Annotated in this window: 19 protein-coding genes and 1 other annotated feature; of the genes, 18 read left to right on the top strand and 1 reads right to left on the bottom strand. The window is 40.6% G+C overall.

Features of this window, described 5'->3' with window-relative positions:
* The first annotated feature begins 37 nt into the window (after nt 1-37).
* Nucleotides 38-640 (top strand): hypothetical protein, encoded by a 603-nt coding sequence (locus LC091_RS02490; RefSeq protein WP_226680134.1) that lies wholly within the window; start codon nt 38-40, stop codon nt 638-640.
* Between the two features lie 281 nt (nt 641-921).
* Here LC091_RS02490 and LC091_RS02485 read toward each other — a convergent pair whose 3' ends face one another.
* Nucleotides 922-1,167: a hypothetical protein gene (locus LC091_RS02485; RefSeq protein ID WP_226680133.1), complete on the bottom strand. Its 246-nt coding sequence runs from the start codon at nt 1,165-1,167 to the stop codon at nt 922-924.
* A gap of 346 nt (nt 1,168-1,513) precedes the next feature.
* Between LC091_RS02485 and yqfC the strand changes: the two genes are divergently transcribed.
* The 17 genes from yqfC (at nt 1,514) to rpoD (ending at nt 19,043) form a co-directional block, all read left to right on the top strand.
* Nucleotides 1,514-1,798 (top strand): sporulation protein YqfC, encoded by a 285-nt coding sequence (gene yqfC / locus LC091_RS02480; protein WP_010196237.1) that lies wholly within the window; start codon nt 1,514-1,516, stop codon nt 1,796-1,798.
* A 15-nt stretch (nt 1,799-1,813) separates the two neighbouring features.
* Entirely contained in the window at nt 1,814-3,001 is a 1,188-nt protein-coding gene (gene yqfD, locus LC091_RS02475; protein WP_226680132.1) for a sporulation protein YqfD, read from the top strand.
* A gap of 3 nt (nt 3,002-3,004) precedes the next feature.
* The gene (locus tag LC091_RS02470) at nt 3,005-3,970 is read left to right on the top strand and encodes a PhoH family protein (RefSeq protein ID WP_168864381.1); all 966 of its coding nucleotides are present in this window, start codon (nt 3,005-3,007) and stop codon (nt 3,968-3,970) included.
* Nucleotides 3,971-4,048: 78 nt separating this feature from the next.
* A complete protein-coding gene (locus tag LC091_RS02465; RefSeq protein ID WP_226680131.1) occupies nt 4,049-6,262 on the top strand; it encodes an HD family phosphohydrolase in 2,214 nt (737 codons plus the stop codon).
* Nucleotides 6,259-6,732, top strand: coding sequence for an rRNA maturation RNase YbeY (gene ybeY / locus LC091_RS02460; RefSeq protein WP_226680130.1), 474 nt, complete (start codon nt 6,259-6,261; stop codon nt 6,730-6,732). Before LC091_RS02465 ends, ybeY begins: the two co-directional genes overlap by 4 nt.
* The gene (locus tag LC091_RS02455) at nt 6,707-7,102 is read left to right on the top strand and encodes a diacylglycerol kinase family protein (RefSeq protein ID WP_226680129.1); all 396 of its coding nucleotides are present in this window, start codon (nt 6,707-6,709) and stop codon (nt 7,100-7,102) included. The genes ybeY and LC091_RS02455 overlap by 26 nt, the downstream gene beginning before the upstream one ends.
* Nucleotides 7,103-7,213: 111 nt before the next feature.
* Complete coding sequence (locus LC091_RS02450) at nt 7,214-7,612, top strand: cytidine deaminase (protein ID WP_226680128.1); 399 nt, start codon at nt 7,214-7,216, stop codon at nt 7,610-7,612.
* Nucleotides 7,605-8,519, top strand: coding sequence for a GTPase Era (era, locus tag LC091_RS02445; RefSeq protein ID WP_226680127.1), 915 nt, complete (start codon nt 7,605-7,607; stop codon nt 8,517-8,519). The genes LC091_RS02450 and era overlap by 8 nt, the downstream gene beginning before the upstream one ends.
* A 147-nt stretch (nt 8,520-8,666) precedes the next feature.
* Nucleotides 8,667-8,807: a YqzL family protein gene (locus LC091_RS02440; protein ID WP_010196251.1), complete on the top strand. Its 141-nt coding sequence runs from the start codon at nt 8,667-8,669 to the stop codon at nt 8,805-8,807.
* Between the two features lie 111 nt (nt 8,808-8,918).
* Entirely contained in the window at nt 8,919-9,695 is a 777-nt protein-coding gene (gene recO / locus LC091_RS02435; RefSeq protein WP_226680482.1) for a DNA repair protein RecO, read from the top strand.
* A gap of 40 nt (nt 9,696-9,735) precedes the next feature.
* Nucleotides 9,736-9,913, top strand: a binding site (T-box leader).
* Nucleotides 9,914-10,187: 274 nt separating this feature from the next.
* The gene (gene glyQ / locus LC091_RS02430; protein WP_148987640.1) at nt 10,188-11,075 is read left to right on the top strand and encodes a glycine--tRNA ligase subunit alpha; all 888 of its coding nucleotides are present in this window, start codon (nt 10,188-10,190) and stop codon (nt 11,073-11,075) included.
* Complete coding sequence (glyS, locus tag LC091_RS02425) at nt 11,068-13,149, top strand: glycine--tRNA ligase subunit beta (protein ID WP_226680126.1); 2,082 nt, start codon at nt 11,068-11,070, stop codon at nt 13,147-13,149. Before glyQ ends, glyS begins: the two co-directional genes overlap by 8 nt.
* A gap of 221 nt (nt 13,150-13,370) precedes the next feature.
* Nucleotides 13,371-14,000 carry a helix-turn-helix transcriptional regulator gene (locus tag LC091_RS02420; RefSeq protein ID WP_223493666.1) on the top strand — a complete coding sequence of 210 codons (630 nt, stop codon included), beginning with the start codon at nt 13,371-13,373 and terminating at the stop codon, nt 13,998-14,000.
* A 14-nt stretch (nt 14,001-14,014) separates the two neighbouring features.
* The gene (locus LC091_RS02415) at nt 14,015-14,824 is read left to right on the top strand and encodes a pyruvate, water dikinase regulatory protein (RefSeq protein WP_226680125.1); all 810 of its coding nucleotides are present in this window, start codon (nt 14,015-14,017) and stop codon (nt 14,822-14,824) included.
* Nucleotides 14,825-15,556: 732 nt separating this feature from the next.
* Nucleotides 15,557-16,027 carry a YaiI/YqxD family protein gene (locus tag LC091_RS02410; protein WP_226680124.1) on the top strand — a complete coding sequence of 157 codons (471 nt, stop codon included), beginning with the start codon at nt 15,557-15,559 and terminating at the stop codon, nt 16,025-16,027.
* A gap of 31 nt (nt 16,028-16,058) precedes the next feature.
* Complete coding sequence (gene dnaG, locus LC091_RS02405; protein WP_226680123.1) at nt 16,059-17,873, top strand: DNA primase; 1,815 nt, start codon at nt 16,059-16,061, stop codon at nt 17,871-17,873.
* A 45-nt stretch (nt 17,874-17,918) separates the two neighbouring features.
* Entirely contained in the window at nt 17,919-19,043 is a 1,125-nt protein-coding gene (gene rpoD / locus LC091_RS02400) for an RNA polymerase sigma factor RpoD (protein WP_226680122.1), read from the top strand.
* The last annotated feature ends 101 nt before the right edge of the window (nt 19,044-19,144 follow it).

Raw genomic sequence — 19,144 nt, 5'->3', positions numbered from 1 at the left:
CTGCCACTCCTTTTAAGGAAGGGAGGATGATGTTCAAATGGAATGGATTTTTGATATTCTACAGCAGGCGCCTTGGCTAATTTTTGTGTTGCTTGGTATTTTCTCTACCCTTTTCAAAGGGGGGAAACAAGAAGAACAACAGAAAAAGCAACAACAGCAAAGGCAACAACAACGACAACGTCAGCAAACAGCCACACAATCATCTCAAAGGCAAGAAGATTATGAGGATTATCGTCGGGAGAGTGCGCCAACCCCTAAGCGGGAAGATAAGCCTCGTTTCGATTGGGATATTGACATTTTTGGAGAAGGGAAACTTGAAGAACTGGAGCAAAAAGTCCGGAAAAAAGTGAACCCGTATCTAGAGAAGGTAGAACAAAAGAAAGAACGAGCTAGCTCCATTCAGAAACAATTGAAAGATGAGGTAAAGGAGTTGTCCATTAAAGGACAAGAGATCTCCAAGGACAGTCCGATCCTAAAACAGGAACTTCAACTATCGGAAGGGAAAGTTGTTTCTTCCCGTCACCGCATTAAGCCTAACAGAGTGGTGGAAGGGGTTATGTGGTCTGAGATTCTGGGCCAACCGCGCTCAAGAAATCCACATCGTCCTGTTTATACAGAACATTTTTCAAAAAGAAAATAATCAATTTGAAAACCCCTGCACAGAGGAAACTTTGTGCAGGGGTTTTTTAGTAGATTAGAAATCAAAAAATCTTGTTGATTACCGTTCCAGGCGCTTCGCTTGCCTGCGGGCGGTCCGGGAGCCTCCTCGGCTAGCGCCTGGGGGTCTCCCCTGTCCCTTCCTCCCGCGGGCGTCTGCGCGCCTTCCACTCCAATCAACATTAAGCCTAACAGAGTGGTGGAAGGGGTTATGTGGTCTGAGATTCTGGGCCAACCGCGCTCAAGAAATCCACATCGTCCTGTTTATACAGAACATTTTTCAAAAAGAAAATAATCAATTTGAAAACCCCTGCACAGAGGAAACTTTGTGCAGGGGTTTTTTAGTAGATTAGAAATCAAAAAATCTTGTTGATTACCGTTCCAGGCGCTTCGCTTGCCTGCGGGCGGTCCGGGAGCCTCCTCGGCTAGCGCCTGGGGGTCTCCCCTGTCCCTTCCTCCCGCGGGCGTCTGCGCGCCTTCCACTCCAATCAACAAGGTTACTTCGTTCATTTAGGGTTTAAAAATCTCCTAATTGAGTTATCTGAAAAGGCATAATCATATCTTTACGTAATTTCTAGCTGTGGATTGGAGAAAATGGCGAAGACTCCAGCGGGGGAGTAACGGTAGCTTGAGACCCCGCAGCGCAGCGAGGAGGCTCAAGCACCGTCCCGCGGAAAGCGAAGCCATTTGCGAAAAGGAACAGCGGCGATTAAGTAACAACTAATGTTTTATGCCAATAGGGACCGAGCGGTTTTACCCAACTATTTTTATTCTCACCTCACTCTTTCCCGCCAGAAAAATTCTGTATTAAACCCTCTTCCTTCTTCATACATATGAAAGGAAAGGGGGTTTTTCCATGCTCAAGAAGTTTCGTTCCCGCATGAATAATTGGATCACCAACAATATGGAATTACCCGCAGATGTCATGATGGATCTGCCGAGGATTACAATGATTGGACAAATACATATATATATTGAAAATCACCGAGGTTTATTAACGTTTAGTGATAAGGAAATTCGCTTGCTTTTAAAGCAGGGGCAGTTGCTTGTTAAAGGAGATTCCTTTGTGATCAGGACCATCTTACCAGAAGAAATCTTACTTGAAGGGAAAATAAGTCAAGTGATGTACCTGGAAGAATAAATTAGGAGGATACGCATGAAAAATCAATGGATGAACTTTTTTTCTGGTACCGTAAAAATTATTATTCATGGGAATGGTGTAGAGAGATTCCTCAATGACTGCACTAGAAACGGCATACAGGTTTGGCATGTGAAAAAGATGGGAGAAGAGGCATATACATGCCATGTGCTGCTAAAGGATGTCCATAGGCTAAGGCAATTAATTAAAAAGCAGGATTGCAAATTCCGTTTTCTTACGAGAAAAGGGTTGCCTTTTCTAACTCAATATTCACTTAAAAACAGTGGATTAATATTTGGGATTATAGCGGCTTTTCTTACCGTTTTTTTATTATCCAATATGGTGTGGAGTATTGAAATCAAAGGAGCAGAGCCGGCTACAGAACATAAAATTATGCAAGAATTAGACAAGCTGGGTGTCAAAAAAGGGAAGTTTCAATTTTTCGTTCAAGATGTAGAAAGTATTCAACGCTATTTAACGGACACAATAAGTGAAATTACTTGGATTGGTGTTGTTTTAAATGGGACATCCTACCATTTCGAAGTGGTAGAGAAGAATGAACCGGAAAAGTTGGAATCATTATCCCCAAGAAGTTTAGTGGCAAAGAAAAAAGCAATGGTTGCAAAAATTTACGTAGAAAAAGGACAACCACTCGTTCAGGTAAATGACTATGTCGATAAAGGACAAGTCTTGGTTTCAGGATTAATTGGAAGAGAAGATAATAAAACGTCAATAGCAGCTATAGGGGAGGTCCTCGGTGAAACATGGTACCTTACCAGTGTGGATGTACCAATCAAGACCACTCTCCCGGTCTTGACAGGGAAAGCAAATAATAAACACTATTTGAAAGTAGGCAGTGTTAAAATTCCGGTATGGGGTTTCTTTCAAGAGAATTTCGAACAGCAAAAGGAATATGAAGCCGAGCGGCCATTTTATTTCTGGAAGTGGAAAATGCCCTTCTCCTATGTAGGAAAAACCGTTCATGAACAAGAAATTGTGGAGCGAATATACGATGACGAGGAAGTCATTGAGGAGGCTTTGGAGATAGGAAGAGATCAGGTACTTTCCAATCTGGGGGAAGATGCAGAGATAAAAGGTGAAAAAGTTTTGCGCACCTCTAAGGAGAATGGTAAAGTAAGTGTAGATATACATTACCAAGTCATTGAAAATATTGTAAAAATCGAACCAATTATTCAAGGAGACTAATGAATGTCAGAAGAACTAGTGATGATGAATCAACAACTAAATAATCCAAATGAAGCAATTGCTCTTTTTGGGAACCAAGATGTCAACCTGAAGAGAATTGAAGAAGAATTGAATGTATCCATTGTGACTCGCGGCGAAACAGTCAATGTATCCGGTGATGTCAAACAGGTAGAAATGGTGGATAGCGTCATTCAGAATTTACTAGAAGTTATACGTAAAGGCATCACAATCAGTGAGAGAGATGTCATCTATGCAATACAACTAGCTAAAGAAGACAAAATGCATTCTTTCCAAGAACTGTACGATGAAGAACTAACAAAGAACGTAAAAGGTAAATCAATTCGAGTTAAAACATTAGGGCAAAGACAGTATGTTTCTGCCATTAGGAAAAAAGATCTTGTTTTCGGTATTGGTCCTGCGGGAACCGGGAAAACCTATTTAGCCGTGGTTATGGCTGTTACCGCTTTAAAAAATGGTCAGGTGAAACGGATTATCCTGACTCGCCCTGCTGTAGAAGCTGGGGAGAGCCTGGGCTTTCTTCCAGGAGATTTGAAAGAGAAAGTTGACCCATATCTACGCCCGTTATATGATGCGCTGCACGATGTATTTGGTTCTGAACATACCCAACGCTTAATAGAAAGAGGGACCATTGAAATTGCTCCCTTAGCGTATATGCGGGGCCGTACATTAGACGATGCATTTGTCATTTTAGATGAAGCGCAGAATACTACTGCCGCCCAGATGAAGATGTTTTTGACAAGGCTTGGTTTCGGGTCGAAAATGGTCATTACAGGTGACATATCACAAGTGGATTTGCCAAAAGGGATGAAATCGGGCCTAGCGGTAGTGCGTGATATCTTGAAAAACACATCAGGCATTCAATTTATTGAACTCGAACAATCAGATGTAGTTCGTCATCCATTGGTTGCGAGAATTATCGATGCCTACGAAAAGTTAGAATCAAAATAAAGCCCCTTTATTGGGGCTCTTTCACTTGTAGAGGATTTTATTTTTGGGGATGTCGTTTACGGAGGGAGTCAATTTACTGTGAAAAAGAAATCGAAATCCAGGAAAATTTCTTTTCAACACTTGAAGGCCTTTAAGTTTTACCATGTCATTATCTATGTGCTGTTGGGACTTATCATGTTTGGCATTATGTTCAGTAATGTTAAGCCTGAGAAGATAAATGTACAACTATTCAGCAATGCGGAAAAAACAATTGTGGCACCTCATAGTTTTGAAGATAGAGAAGCCACGGAACTACTCAGAAAAGAAGCGGCAGATAAAGTTCCCGATCAATTTATCAGGGACAAGGATAAAGCATATCAGCAAATTGCAAGAGTTGAAAACTTTTTTGAAGTGCTGATTGAAACAAAAAATAAAATAGCGGAACTCGAAAAACTTCCGGAAACTTCTCCTCCCGCTGAGGAAGAAGGGGACTCAGCCCAACCTCAAGTAGAGCCTGAGCCTATTATGCTGACAGATGCAGAGAAGTTAAACCTCCTAGAAGAAGCACTTGAAGGACAAGTTCCAGACCGTTGGAAAAATGAATTGAATGATGAAAATCTACTCTTCTTACTTGGTTCAAAGGAAGCAGACCTCACTAGGTATAAAAATGCCTCAGTAACGGCAATTAACAACGCGATGTCTAGGGATATACATACAGTTGAAGATGCGAGTGAAGCAAAGAACCTTGCAAGAACCGAGCTTTCACAATCCGGAAATGTCCCAAGTGTTATCATAAATATTTCGAGCATTTCTGTTATCCCAAATGTTATTTATGATTCCGCTCAAACGCAGGAAAAGAGGCAACAGGCAATCGATGCTGTTGAACCTGTACGGATATCACAGGGAGATACACTTGTAAAAGCGGACCAATTTATTGACCGGGAAACCTATAGACTTCTTACTGTTGCCGGCTTTGTCAATCAGTCTGACAATCTCGCGCCGTATGCGGGTTTATTAATTATTATTGGATTAATGATTTTTGCTTTAATTTACTTATTTAAAAATATCGATACAACGATTCACAGCAAAAATACGTATTTGACCATGTATTTATTAATTTTTTCCATTACGTTAATCTTATTAAAAATCTTTAGTTTCTTCCAAACCTTGAATACGACGGAAATCGGTTATATTGCCCCAGTTGCAATGGGTGCCATGTTAATAAAAATGCTGATTAACGATCGTATTGCCATCTTTTCGAGCATTATATTTGGGATTTGTGGAAGTTTTATTTTTAATATGGTTCCGGGAACTATGAACTATACTGTCGGATCATACTTAATTATTTCAGCAGTTGCATCGGTATTATTTTTGAATCAGCATAACAGACGACTTACCATTCTTCAAACCGGCCTATTTGTTTCATTCATTAACGTAGTGACGGTCATAGCGTTGGTTCTATTGACCAACAGGGACCTCACTGGCATGAATGAATTATTGGACCTTGGTATCAATGGAACGATGGCGGTCGGGTCTGGTGTTGTATCGGCCGTTCTAACGATTGGAATCCTTCCATTCTTTGAGGTGGGCTTTGGTATGCTGTCAACGATGAAGTTGCTTGAGCTGTCCAATCCGAATCATCCATTGTTGAGAAAAATTTTAATGGAAACACCTGGGACGTATCACCATAGTGTGATGGTGGCCAATTTATCAGAGTCTGCCTGTGAGGCCGTTGGTGCGAATGGATTGCTTGCAAGGGTTGCTTCTTATTATCATGATATAGGCAAAACAAAAAGGCCGCATTATTTTATTGAAAATCAAATGGGCCGAGCGAATCCTCATGATAAACTTCCGCCTCAGACGAGTAAAAATATTATTATTGCACATGCAACAGACGGAGCTCAAATCCTCAGGGATCATAATATGCCTAAAGAGATTGTGGACATTGCAGCACAGCATCATGGGACAACCTTATTGAAGTTCTTCTATCATAAAGCAAAAGAACAAAATGAAAATCTGAAAGAAGAAGAATATCGCTACCCAGGACCGAAAGCGACTTCTAAGGAAGCAGCGATAGTAGGGACTGCAGACAGTATCGAAGCAGCAGTTAGGTCATTGAACAACCCTACTCCCGATAAAATTGAAACAATTGTAAAAGCTATCATTAAAGACCGCCTTCAAGATGGTCAGTATAGCGATTGTGATTTAACTTTTAAAGAACTTGAGGAAATTGGCAAGTCCTTCTGTGAAACGTTACAAGGAATTTTCCACTCAAGAATAGAGTATCCGAAAGGAGAGGAAGAAGAAGCATGATAGAAATTGATATGTTAGATGAAACGTCAAGACTGACAGATGAGCAGTGGAACGATATTAAGGATTTATTATTATTTGCTGCTAAAAAAGAGACTATCCAAGCAGGTGCTGAACTATCCGTTACCTTTGTGGATAATGATAGAATTCAGGAAATCAACCGTGAATATCGCGACAAGGACCGTCCTACAGATGTCATTTCTTTCGCAATGGAGGAGATGGGAGAAGGAGAAATCGAAATCAATTATGACGAAGATGCCCCTCGTATGCTCGGAGACATCATTATCTCCATTCCAAAAGCGGAAGAACAAGCAGTAGAATACGGTCATTCTGTAAAACGGGAGCTTGGATTTCTTGCACTGCACGGTCTTTTGCACCTACTGGGTTATGACCATGAAAACGAAACCGATGAAAAAATAATGTTTGATAAACAGAAAGAAATCTTAGATGCCTATGGACTCACACGATCGTAATCGTAAGGGATATCGGGGTTCATTTACTTCTAGTTTTTCATATGCTTTTGAGGGACTAATGTTTGTTCTCCGAACGGAAAGAAATATTAAATTCCATGTTTTCATAGCTGTCGTGATGATATGCTTGTCCTTATTCTTTCAAATTTCAAAAGTAGAGTGGCTCATTCTTTTTCTCGTTATTGGCGGGATGTTTGTCATTGAAATTATTAATACTGCGATTGAAAATGTGGTGGATTTGGTGACGGAGGAGTTCCACCCGCTAGCAAAAACGGCAAAGGATGTGGCTGCATCTGCGGCCTTAGTTTTTGCTTGTATCTCTGTTATAATTGGTGTAATCTTATTTGGCCCTTATATTGTGGCTTATTTATAAATAAATTGAAAATTTAAAATTTTTTAAAATTTAAGGGTGATTTAAGAAGCGAATTAAGGTAAAATATAAGTAACGCGCACCTGAAGCTTACAGAAGAAAGGAAGAGTAACTGTGAACATCGAAGCTTTAATCCAAGAAGCAAAAGCAGCAAGAGAAATGGCTTATGTACCCTACTCCAAGTTTAAAGTAGGCGCGGCATTATTAGGTAAAGACGGCAAGGTCTATCGCGGATGCAACATTGAAAATGCTGCATATAGTATGACTAACTGCGCAGAAAGAACCGCACTTTTTAAAGCGTATTCAGAAGGCATCAATCAATTTGATGCAATTGCGGTTGTGGCCGATACGAAACGACCTGTCCCACCTTGTGGAGCTTGCCGCCAAGTAATATCGGAGCTATGTGCACCTGAAACGAAAGTGATCCTGACAAACCTTCACGGTGATATTCAGGAACTGACAGTAGCAGAACTACTGCCTGGAGCCTTTTCACCGGAGGATTTAGATGCATAACACTTCTACAAACTATAAATCAGGGTTTGTTTCCATCATTGGCAGGCCGAACGTTGGAAAATCAACATTCTTGAACAGAGTAATCGGCCAAAAAATTGCGATAATGAGTGACAAACCACAAACAACTCGAAATAAAATTCAAGGTGTATATACGCAAGATGATGCACAAATTGTTTTCATCGACACACCAGGCATCCATAAACCAAAGCATAAGCTTGGCGATTTTATGATGAAGGTGGCGCAAAATACGTTAAAAGAAGTCGACCTAGTTCTATTTATGATCAATGCAAAAGAAGGTTTAGGAAAAGGCGATGAATTTATTATCGAAAAGCTGAAGGAAACGTCAACACCAGTATATTTGGTAATAAATAAAATTGATGAAGTCCATCCAGATGACCTATTGCCATTGATGGAAACTTACAAAGCGTTGTATCCTTTCAAAGAAATAGTTCCGATTTCTGCTTTACAAGGTAACAATGTAGAAGTTTTACTCGATCAAATTAAGAAATTCCTTCCAGAAGGTCCCCAGTATTATCCAGCTGATCAGGTGACTGACCATCCGGAACGTTTTATTGTTGCAGAGCTGATCAGGGAGAAAGTGCTTCATTTAACAAGAGAGGAAGTTCCTCACTCCATAGCTGTAGCCATTGATTCCATGAAGAAGCGCGAAAACAAGGATATGGTCGATATCCAGGCTACCGTTGTAGTGGAACGCGATTCACAAAAAGGGATTGTCATTGGAAAACAAGGAAAAGTCTTAAAAGAAGTGGGACAAAAAGCCAGAGTGGACATTGAAGCACTACTCGGATCCAAAGTGTTTTTGGAATTGTGGGTGAAAGTCCAAAAGGATTGGCGTAACAAGCAGTCGCAACTTAGAGATTTTGGTTTTAATGAAGACGAATACTAATTGGGAAGACGAGCGGAATATAGTTAATTCGTAGCATTGAATTTACAAAATTTATCTAACATGTTTTGACCCTTCTACGGTCATCATAGTCATATAGGAATTGGAATAGGCATGCTGGTCTTTACTACAGAAAGGGTGGAGTTTACAATGTTGGATTTTACCTGGAAGGTCTTTAAAGAAACAGGTAATATTGATACCTATCTTCTCTTTAAAGAACTTGAGAAAGAAAATGGCGATTTACCCGAACAGACAGAAGAGCTAGCGAATAGTGACTTACCAATTTCATAATGACAGATGACCAACAATTAAGGCAGTTTACACACGCAAGTGTTGTAGATTGCCTTTTTATTTTGTAAACCGTACAATTAATAAAAGCCAGAAAAATGGACGGTGTACGAATTGCTACATAAATGTGAAGGTATTGTCATCAGAACAAATGCCTATGGTGAAAATAATAAGATTGTTACCATCTATTCAAAGGAACTAGGAAAAGTAGGGGTGATGGCGAGGGGTGCCAACAAGCCAAGCAGCCGGTTTACCGCTGTCTCTCAGCTGTTTTCCCATGCTACCTTCGTCTTCCAAAGGGGAACCGGACTAGGAAGCCTCCAACAAGGAGAGATCATGGATTCCATGAGGTCTATCAGAGAAGATATCTTCCTGACAGCCTACGCATCTTTCATCGTGGAATTATTGGACAGAACTACGGATGAGGGCAAACGAAATGCGGCGCTATACGACCTGCTTTATCAAGTGTTGCATTATATCAACGATGGCTTTGATGCGGAGATATTGACATTTATTTTTGAAATGAAAATGTGTGATGTTATCGGTATTACACCTGAACTAAATCGTTGTGCTTCTTGCGGTGCGACGGAAGGTACCTTTTCCTTTTCCATAAAAGAGGGCGGATTCCTTTGCAACAGATGCTTTCATAAAGACCCATATTTAATAAAAGTCTCCCCTGCTACGCTTAGGCTTTTACGTACATTTTATTATTATGACCTCAATAGAATCGGAAACCTGTCGCTAAAAGAAGAAACAAGAAAAGAACTGCGTTTCATTATCGACGAATATTATGAAGCTTATTCTGGGATAATGTTAAAATCCAAACGCTTTCTGAAACAATTAGGTTCTCTACAAGCAAATCTTCCCGAAAAAAAAGGAAAACCAGATTGACTTTGTGATAGAAATCATTTATTATCCAATTACATCTATAATGATTGCGTTGAAGGAAAGTAGTACTTATCAAACTCGATTAAAGCGAACCTAGGATGGTGTGAGCTAGGGAATCAAGAGATAAGGAAGGCGTTCTGGAGCAATACGGATAAAGTGGTAAAAAGGCTATCCCTTTTTACAAATAGGGTGGAACCGCGGGAGAACCTCTCGTCCCTATGCTGACAACAACTGTTGGCATAGAGACAAGAGGTTCTCCCTTTTTGTCCTTAAGCCAACAAAAGAAAATCTATATTAGTGGTGGCATAACGATGAATAAGTTTCCCTCTAGATTGGAGTGCAAGGTGTGAGACTCCAGCGGGGCAGTAACAGTAACGGTAGATTGAGACCCCTGAAGCGTTGTGAGGAGGCTCAAGCACCGTCCCGCAGAAAGCGAACACCTGGAACGGAAATCGAAAGGAGTCACCAGCAAAACACAAAAAGGAAGGTGTCAAAATGAACATCCAAAACATGATTCTGACCCTGCAAAACCACTGGTCAGAACAAGGCTGTATCCTCATGCAAGCCTACGACGTAGAAAAAGGTGCCGGCACAATGAGCCCATATACATTCTTAAGAAGCATCGGCCCTGAGCCATGGAACGTAGCATACGTCGAACCATCCAGAAGACCGGTAGACGGCCGTTATGGCGAAAACCCAAACCGTCTATACCAACATCACCAATTCCAAGTAATCATGAAACCATCGCCAGACAACATTCAGGAACTATACTTGGAATCACTTAAAAAACTTGGAATCGATCCGCTTAAACATGACATTCGCTTTGTAGAAGACAACTGGGAAGCTCCAACTCTTGGAGCAGCAGGACTTGGTTGGGAAGTATGGCTAGACGGTATGGAAATCACGCAATTTACTTACTTCCAACAAGTCGGAGGAATAGAATGTAAACCGGTTTCTGTAGAAATCACTTATGGTATTGAGCGATTGGCATCATATATCCAAGACAAAGAAAATGTATTTGATTTAGAGTGGACAGAAGGTTTCACCGTTCGAGATATTTTCCTTCAACCGGAATATGAACATTCTAAATATACATTCGAAACATCTGATCCAGATATGTTGTTCTCATTGTTTGATATCTATGAAAAAGAAGCGCACCGCCAGATGGACCATGGTCTTGTTCACCCGGCATACGATTATGTATTAAAATGCTCCCATACATTCAACCAATTGGACGCACGCGGCGCTATTTCCGTAACCGAGCGTACTGGCTATATCGGCCGTGTAAGAAATCTAGCCCGTAAAGTAGCAAGAACTTTCTATGAGGAAAGAGAAAAGCTAGGTTTCCCAATTTTGAAAAAGGAGGAGAGCACCAATGAGTAAGAGAGACTTTTTATTTGAGATCGGTTTAGAAGAGATGCCGGCTCGCTTTGTAACAGATTCTATGAATCAGCTTCAGGATAAAGTAAAATCTTGGCTAGAAACAAATCAGTTGACCTATGATAACATTCACGCTTACTCTACTCCAAGAAGGCTAGCCGTATTAATTGAAGGCCTTGTAGAACGACAAGAAGATGTTACTTTAGAAGCAAAAGGACCTGCGAAAAAGGTTGCCCTTTCAGCTGACGGTGAATGGTCAAAAGCTGCTCAAGGCTTTACAAGAGGTCAAGGACTAACTGTCGAAGATATCTATTTTAAAGAAATCAACGGTGTGGAATATGTGCATGTAAATAAGCATGTAGAAGGAAAAGAAACGAAAGAAATTCTAAGTGGCATTGCTTCTGTTGCTACAAGCTTGCACTTCCCAAAAAACATGCGCTGGGCTGATGAAGATTTAAGATATGTACGACCAATCAAATGGTTAATTGCTCTATTCGGTGAGGAAGTTATACCAGTAGAGATTGCAAAGGTAAAATCTGACCGGGTATCTAGTGGACACCGTTTCCTTGGAGGTCAAGTCGAATTAAAAGATGCCAGTAGCTATGTGGAAGAGCTTTTATCACACTATGTAATCGTTAATGCTGAAGAACGAAAAGAAGCGATCAGGAAACAATTATCCATTATTGGAGAAGAGAATGGTTGGACAATTCCTGTGGATGAAGATCTTTTAGAAGAAGTAAATAATCTAGTAGAGTATCCAACAGCATTGTTTGGAACGTTCGAATCTGAATATCTAACCTTGCCGGAAGAAGTGCTGATTACATCCATGAAGGAGCATCAACGTTATTTCCCTGTTAAGAGTGAAGAGGGAACTCTATTGCCTTATTTTGTAACTGTGCGAAACGGAAATCATGAGAATCTAGACAATGTTGCAAGAGGAAACGAAAAAGTATTGCGTGCAAGGCTATCTGATGCTGCATTTTTCTCCAAAGAAGATGAAAAGCTTGTTATTGATGAAGCAATTAAAAAGCTCGATAAGATCGTATTCCATGAAGAAATCGGAACAACAGGCGATAAAGTGCGACGTGTACAGACCATTGCTACAGATTTAGCGGAAATTGTAAATGTGAACAATGAAACGCAAAAGCATGTAGAACGTGCAGCTTCCATTTACAAGTTTGATTTGGTATCTCACATGGTTTATGAATTTCCGGAACTGCAAGGAATCATGGGAGAGAAGTATGCGTTGGCAAAAGGGGAAAGCCCGGTCGTTGCAAAAGCGATCAATGAGCACTATATGCCTCGCTCTGCAGAAGACCAAACTGCTTCCTCTGATGTTGGTGCAATCCTAAGTATCGCAGAAAAAATGGATACCATTGTCGGTTTCTTTGCTATTGGTGTCATCCCAACAGGTTCACAAGATCCTTATGCATTAAGACGTCAGGCATCTGGAATCATTCAGACAATCTTGAACAAAGAGTGGACCTTCTCATTGGAAACGTTCATGCACTCAGTAGTGGAGCGTTATGTAGAAAAAGGAATCGCTAAGAAAGATGCAAATGCGATCATGGAAGACCTTTTAGTGTTCTTTAAACTACGACTGAAGAACAACCTTTCTGAGCGTGGCGTTCGTTACGATATTGTAGAGGCTTTGTTAGAGCTCCCGCTTGAAAATGTTTGTTCCACTGTGAAGAAAGCAGAAACGCTTGAATCGAAGAAAAATGAAGCAGACTTTAAAGAAACGATGGAATCACTGAGTCGTGTATGCAACATTGCGAAAAAGGCAACTGCATCTGCAGAAGTTCAAGAGAACTTGCTTAGCCAAGAGCAAGAACAAGAGCTTTATAAACAATTTAACAACAAAAAAGATCTTGTGGTCCGTGCAGCGGAAGAACAAAACTTCTCAGCAGCTTATGAAGAACTTGCTTCCTTAAAACCTTCCATCGATGACTTCTTCGATAACATCATGGTCATGACAGATGATGAAGCAATAAAGGCAAATCGCCTAGCCCTTATGGATGATATGGCTAAGGTTATCTCCATTTTCGGAAATGTTAATGGAATCATCGTTAAGTGATTAAAAAAGACAAACCTATAACCCTATGTTAAAATAGTTAAACACAAGAAAGAGGCTGACTAATGCAATCCTCATAATATTTAGTCAGCCTCTTTCCAATTCTTCTGTTTATCAGTATAATTAGTATATAATATTTACATATACAGTATGTCACAAATGGAAAAGCGTAGGGCACCCGTTCAGCGAAGTGCACCTTATAACCCAATAGGTGGTGAACAAAAATCGAACTGAATAAGCGGCAAGAAACTATTTTGCAAATAGTCAAAGAACAAGGACCGATTACCGGTGAAGCGATAGCCGATCAACTAAACTTGACTCGGGCAACCCTTCGTCCCGATTTAGCTATTTTGACCATGGCCGGATATTTAGATGCCCGTCCCCGTGTTGGCTATTTCTACACTGGAAAAACAGGATCGCAATTATTATCCGATAAGATAAATAAGATTCAGGTGAATGACCACCAGTCCATACCGGTTGTTGTCCATGAAAGTGTTTCTGTTTATGATGCAATCTGCACCATGTTCTTAGAAGACGTGGGAACCCTTTTTGTAGTGGACAACTTCTCCATTATTGTTGGAGTGCTATCAAGAAAGGACCTTTTAAGGGCCAGCATCGGAAAACAGGAGCTGACTTCCATACCGGTTAATATAATCATGACTAGAATGCCTAATGTAACGTACTGCTTTAAAGAAGACTTGATTATTGATGTAGCAAAAAAACTGATTGAAAAACAAATAGATGCTCTTCCAGTCGTTAAGCAAACGGATAAAGGCTATGAAGTAGTCGGTAGAATTACAAAAACGAACATTACAAAAGTGCTGGTTGCCTTGGCACACGATGAAATTATCTAGATTGGAGGAGAATCATGGAGAAACGTACCGTATATATCGTATCTGATTCAGTCGGAGAAACTGCAGAGTTGGCAGTAAAAGCGGCGATCAGCCAATTTAATGGAGCGAACTTCCATCTCAAAAGAATTCCTTACGTAGAAGACATTGCCACACTTTCAGAAGTAGTCTCAATTGCAAAACTTAATCAGGGTCTCATCGCTTTTACACTTGTTGTCCCTGAAATGAGAAAGCATCTTGTGGAGTTGGCCATGAAGGAAGGCGTCCAAGTCTATGACATCATTGGCCCTCTTGTGGACTTAATGGAGCAGGAATACGGCGTTAAGCCGAAATACCAACCTGGACTTGTTAGACAGTTGGATGATGATTATTTCAAAAAAATTGAAGCAGTAGAGTTTGCTGTGAAATATGATGATGGAAGAGATCCAAGGGGAATCATTAAAGCAGATATCGTGTTAGTGGGGGTTTCTAGAACGTCTAAAACGCCATTATCCCAATACCTTGCGCATAAACGTCTAAAGGTGGCGAATGTACCAATCGTTCCGGAGGTAGATCCACCAGAAGAGCTTTTTAAAGTTAATCCTGAAAAATGCTTCGGTCTGAAGATCTCGCCTGAAAAGCTGAATGATATTCGAAAAGAAAGATTAAAAGCATTGGGGCTCAATGATAAAGCAGCCTATGCTAATCTTGAAAGAATAAAAGAAGAGTTGGCATTTTTTGAAACAGTCGTAAATAAAATAGGTTGTGACGTGATAGATGTTACGAATAAGGCCGTAGAAGAAACGGCTAATCTTATCTCTAACATCTATAATAACCGTTTAAAGTAAAGAGCGCTTTTAGGAGTGCTCTTTTTCTAAGGGAAAAAAGCATAAATCCCGTTGATTTCCGTTACAGGCGCTTCGCTTGCCTGCGGGGGTCCGTGAGCCTCCTCGGCTTTCAGCCTGTGGGGTCTCACCTGTCCCTTCCTCCCGCGGGCGTCTACGCGCCTTCCACTTCAATCAACAAAGTTATTTCATTCACCTAGGGTTTATGAAAGGCATTTAACCAGGTTAACCGAGAAAGCATTAATTTTACGTACTTGTATTTTATAGCTGTTGATTGGAGCAAAAGGCGAAGACTCCTCGAAAATGCTACGCGTTTTCTTCGTGCGATGTTTCGCTGTCGAAGCCTTCCTTGTCCTGAGGGAGTTAGCGCTAGGTGGAGTCCCCGCAGGCTTGCCGAAGGAGGCTCACGTCAGCCCCTAGGAAAGCGAAGCCATTTGCGGAAATCAACAGCGACGATTAAACAATCGACTATAGGACCGGGCGGTTTTTTGCCCAGTTTTTTTTATGATTTTAGATTACTCATTATTCGATGTGAAACAGTAGTCAATTTGAAAAGTTTATATTATAATAAAAAATTGTGATAAAAAATTCCTCGATAGGGTTTAGAGTGATGGATTATCGAATAAACTAAAAATAGCTATAAGTCAAGGGCAATATAACAGTTTCGTTCGACAACTACAAAAAAACATATCGAAAAAAGAAGGTTTTTGGGAAGGGATGTAGAAACCATTTAACATGCAAAATAATCGCAAACCTATTATTTTGGTGGATGCAGATGCGTGTCCCGTTAAAGAAGAAATAAGTAGAATAAGTCATACATATAAAGTTGATGTGTGCTACGTAGCTTCTTACTCCCATGTCATGACCAATAAAACTGAAGGAAATTGGGTCTATGTGGATGATGAAAAAGAATCTGCAGATCTTTATATTTTGAATCATGCAAAGAAGGATGATGTAGTAGTCACTCAAGATATTGGTCTAGCAAGTATGCTTGTGTCTAAAAACGTTTATGTTCTCACTCCTCGTGGAAAACAGTATGAAGAGAGTGAAATGGAACTGAGCTTGCATATGAGATTTCTATCTGCGAAAGAACGGAGAAAAGGGAACTATTCCAAGGGCCCGAAAGCTTTTTCAGTGAATGACAGAGAAAGATTTGTTCAATCACTTAAAAAAACTTTGTCGAAAATTGCAGGAATTATCGAGTAGAGATAGAAATAGTAAGTCACGGAGTGTTGTTATGAATTATCGAATTCCTGAACAAACAATTGATCAAATTAGACAGTCTACCGACATTGTTGATGTAATAAGTGAATATGTACAGTTGAAAAAGCAAGGCCGCAACTATTTCGGACTTTGCCCTTTTCATGGTGAAAGTACTCCATCTTTCTCTGTTTCCCCAGACAAGCAAATCTATCACTGCTTCGGTTGTGGTGCCGGTGGGAATGCTTTCAATTTCATCATGGAGATCGATGGCATCAGTTTTGTGGAAGCTGCTCAAAAACTTGCCAAGTCCTCCAATGTAGAAGTGGAAGTACCAGAATATACTGCCACAGAACAAACTGGCCAATCGAAAGAAACGAAATGGATGATGGATGCCCATTTGCTATTGCATAAATTTTACCATCATTTACTGTTAAATACAAAAGAAGGCCAGGAAGCATACGATTATGTGACCGGAAGAGGATTCACCGACGAAACATTAAAGAAATTCGGGGTTGGCTATGCACTTAACAGTTGGGACTTTGCTTTGAAGTTCCTTACGAAAAGGGGCTACAACCAGCAGCTGCTGGAGAAGGCAGGTCTTTTAATTGAGAAGGAGCATACAGCTGAATATTTTGACCGTTTCAGAAATCGAATCATGTTTCCGATTCATGACCATAAAGGAAATGTTATTGCCTTTTCTGGAAGAGTACTTGGAGAAGGTGAACCGAAGTACTTGAATTCACCAGAGACCCCACTTTTTAATAAAAGTAAGATCCTATACAATTTCCATCAGGCCCGGCCTCATATAAGAAAGCAGGAACAGGTTATCCTTTTTGAAGGATTTGCCGACGTCATCGCTGCGGATGGAGCGGGATTACCTAATGGAATTGCAACAATGGGAACTTCTTTAACAGAAGATCAAGCCCGCATTATCAGGAGACATGTTGAAAATGTCACCATCTGTTATGACGGAGATAATGCGGGGATAGAGGCGGCGTACAGGGCAGCGAACATCCTCATTCAACAAGGATGTTATGTAAGAATTGCCATGATGCCAGATAAAATGGACCCTGATGACTATATCCGTAGTAAAGGATCAGACTCATTTAAGCAGGATGTAATAGGGGCAAGTTTAACGTTCATGGCATTTAAGCTCAGGTACTTACGTAAGGGCAGGAACATGAAAGATGAAGGCGAACGGATGCGGTATGTGGAAGACGTTCTGAAAGAGATTAGCTTACTGTCCAAAGCGGTTGAGCGGGATCATTATATTCGTCAGTTAGCAGATGAATTTTCCATCTCCTTGGACGCCTTAAAGCAGCAGCAGTTTCAAGTGTATAAATCTTTAATGCAAAAAAAGGATTATAACGAGCAGAATAGAATAAATATACCTAACAAGCCCAAAATCTTCACGCAAGCGTTAAAACCGGCTTATTTAAATGCAGAACGCTATTTGCTGGCACATATGCTTAAAGATAGGACAGTATCCGAAAAGGTGCAAGCTTCAATTGAAGGCTCCTTTATCATCGAAGAGCATCGGGCGATCGCCACCTATCTATATGCTTTCTACGAAGAAGGCTATGAGCCGAATATCAGTATATTCATGGAACGTATCCCTGAGCAATCGCTCAAGAAAATCATTTCCGAGCTGGGTATGCTTACACTTGAGGAAGAATTAAGTGATGCAGTGTTACATGATTATATGAAACAGGTGTTTAATTATCCAAAATTGTTAACAATAAAAGAAAAAGAGCAAGATAAGAAACAAGCAGAAGCACAAAATGATTATTTAGGTGCTGCACAAATCGCGATGGAAATAATCCAAATGAAAAAAGAGTTAAAACAATAAATATACCTCTTTATCGCGTTCAATGTTGGAAGGAGGGGACAGTTGATGGCTGAAAAATCAGCACAATCAAAAGAGATGGAAACAGAATTGACCATCGAACAAGTAAAAGAACAACTAACCGAAGTAGGTAAAAAGCGTGGTGTCCTAACATATGAGGAGATAGCCGAGAAAATGGCTGGCTTTGAAATAGAGTCCGATCAGATGGATGAATACTACGAATACCTTGGTGAGCAGGGTGTGGAAATCATCGGTGAAGCAGAATCTGATGATGATCCGAACACGCAGCAACTTGCTAAGGAAGAAGAATTCGACTTGAATGATCTTACTGTACCGCCTGGTGTGAAGATCAATGACCCGGTTAGAATGTACCTTAAGGAAATCGGACGTGTGGACCTACTTTCCGCTGAGGAAGAGATCAGTTTTGCAAACCGAATCGAAGAAGGTGACGAAGAGGCGAAACGTCGACTTGCAGAAGCCAACCTTCGTCTGGTTGTAAGTATTGCCAAGCGTTATGTAGGCCGCGGAATGCTGTTCCTTGATTTGATCCAAGAAGGAAATATGGGTCTGATCAAAGCGGTAGAAAAATTTGATTATCGTAAAGGGTTCAAGTTTTCTACATATGCAACTTGGTGGATTCGCCAAGCGATAACCCGTGCAATTGCTGACCAAGCGAGAACGATTCGTATCCCTGTGCATATGGTAGAAACCATCAACAAGCTTATCCGTGTTCAACGCCAATTGTTGCAAGATCTTGGACGTGAACCATCTCCGGAAGAAATTGCAGAAGACATGGATCTTACACCAGACAAAGTGCGTGAAATCCTTAAGATTGCACAAGAGCCCGTTTCACTGGAAACACCAATCGGTGAAGAGGACGACTCTCATCTTGGAGACTTTATTGAAGACCAAGACGCAACTTCGCCTTCCGATCATGCGGCATATGAATTGTTGAAAGAACAACTGGAAGATGTTCTGGATACACTCACAGACCGTGAAGAAAATGTTTTAAGACTACGATTTGGCTTGGACGACGGACGCACTCGTACTCTTGAAGAAGTAGGAAAAGTCTTTGGAGTAACAAGAGAGCGTATCCGACAAATCGAAGCTAAAGCACTTCGTAAGCTAAGACACCCTAGCCGCAGCAAACGTCTGAAAGATTTTCTAGAATAGAATTAGGCATATGGAAATAGTTTGCTTTTTCTAAAAAAGAGTAAGCTATTTCTCTTTTTTTGCAATTCGATACTTTTATAATATTCAGTTATTAATATTTA

Source organism: Sutcliffiella horikoshii, assembly GCF_020524325.1.
Classification (GTDB): Bacteria; Bacillota; Bacilli; order Bacillales; family Bacillaceae_I; genus Sutcliffiella_A; species Sutcliffiella_A horikoshii_D.
The sequence above is the reverse complement of the archived record's forward strand: the minus strand, read 5'-3'. Positions and strand labels throughout refer to the sequence as shown.

Excerpts from the sequence above, each read along its gene's own strand:
- LC091_RS02440 (WP_010196251.1), top strand. The coding sequence starts at position 8,667 with ATGTTGGATTTTACCTGGAAGGTCTTTAAAGAAACAGGTAATATTGAT.
- LC091_RS02490 (WP_226680134.1), top strand. The coding sequence starts at position 38 with ATGGAATGGATTTTTGATATTCTACAGCAGGCGCCTTGGCTAATTTTT.
- yqfD (WP_226680132.1), top strand. The coding sequence starts at position 1,814 with ATGAAAAATCAATGGATGAACTTTTTTTCTGGTACCGTAAAAATTATT.
- glyQ (WP_148987640.1), top strand. The coding sequence starts at position 10,188 with ATGAACATCCAAAACATGATTCTGACCCTGCAAAACCACTGGTCAGAA.
- yqfC (WP_010196237.1), top strand. The coding sequence starts at position 1,514 with ATGCTCAAGAAGTTTCGTTCCCGCATGAATAATTGGATCACCAACAAT.
- LC091_RS02485 (WP_226680133.1), bottom strand. The coding sequence starts at position 1,167 with ATGAACGAAGTAACCTTGTTGATTGGAGTGGAAGGCGCGCAGACGCCC.
- LC091_RS02410 (WP_226680124.1), top strand. The coding sequence starts at position 15,557 with ATGCAAAATAATCGCAAACCTATTATTTTGGTGGATGCAGATGCGTGT.
- era (WP_226680127.1), top strand. The coding sequence starts at position 7,605 with ATGCATAACACTTCTACAAACTATAAATCAGGGTTTGTTTCCATCATT.
- dnaG (WP_226680123.1), top strand. The coding sequence starts at position 16,059 with ATGAATTATCGAATTCCTGAACAAACAATTGATCAAATTAGACAGTCT.
- rpoD (WP_226680122.1), top strand. The coding sequence starts at position 17,919 with ATGGCTGAAAAATCAGCACAATCAAAAGAGATGGAAACAGAATTGACC.
- ybeY (WP_226680130.1), top strand. The coding sequence starts at position 6,259 with ATGATAGAAATTGATATGTTAGATGAAACGTCAAGACTGACAGATGAG.
- LC091_RS02455 (WP_226680129.1), top strand. The coding sequence starts at position 6,707 with ATGCCTATGGACTCACACGATCGTAATCGTAAGGGATATCGGGGTTCA.
- glyS (WP_226680126.1), top strand. The coding sequence starts at position 11,068 with ATGAGTAAGAGAGACTTTTTATTTGAGATCGGTTTAGAAGAGATGCCG.
- LC091_RS02470 (WP_168864381.1), top strand. The coding sequence starts at position 3,005 with ATGTCAGAAGAACTAGTGATGATGAATCAACAACTAAATAATCCAAAT.
- LC091_RS02415 (WP_226680125.1), top strand. The coding sequence starts at position 14,015 with ATGGAGAAACGTACCGTATATATCGTATCTGATTCAGTCGGAGAAACT.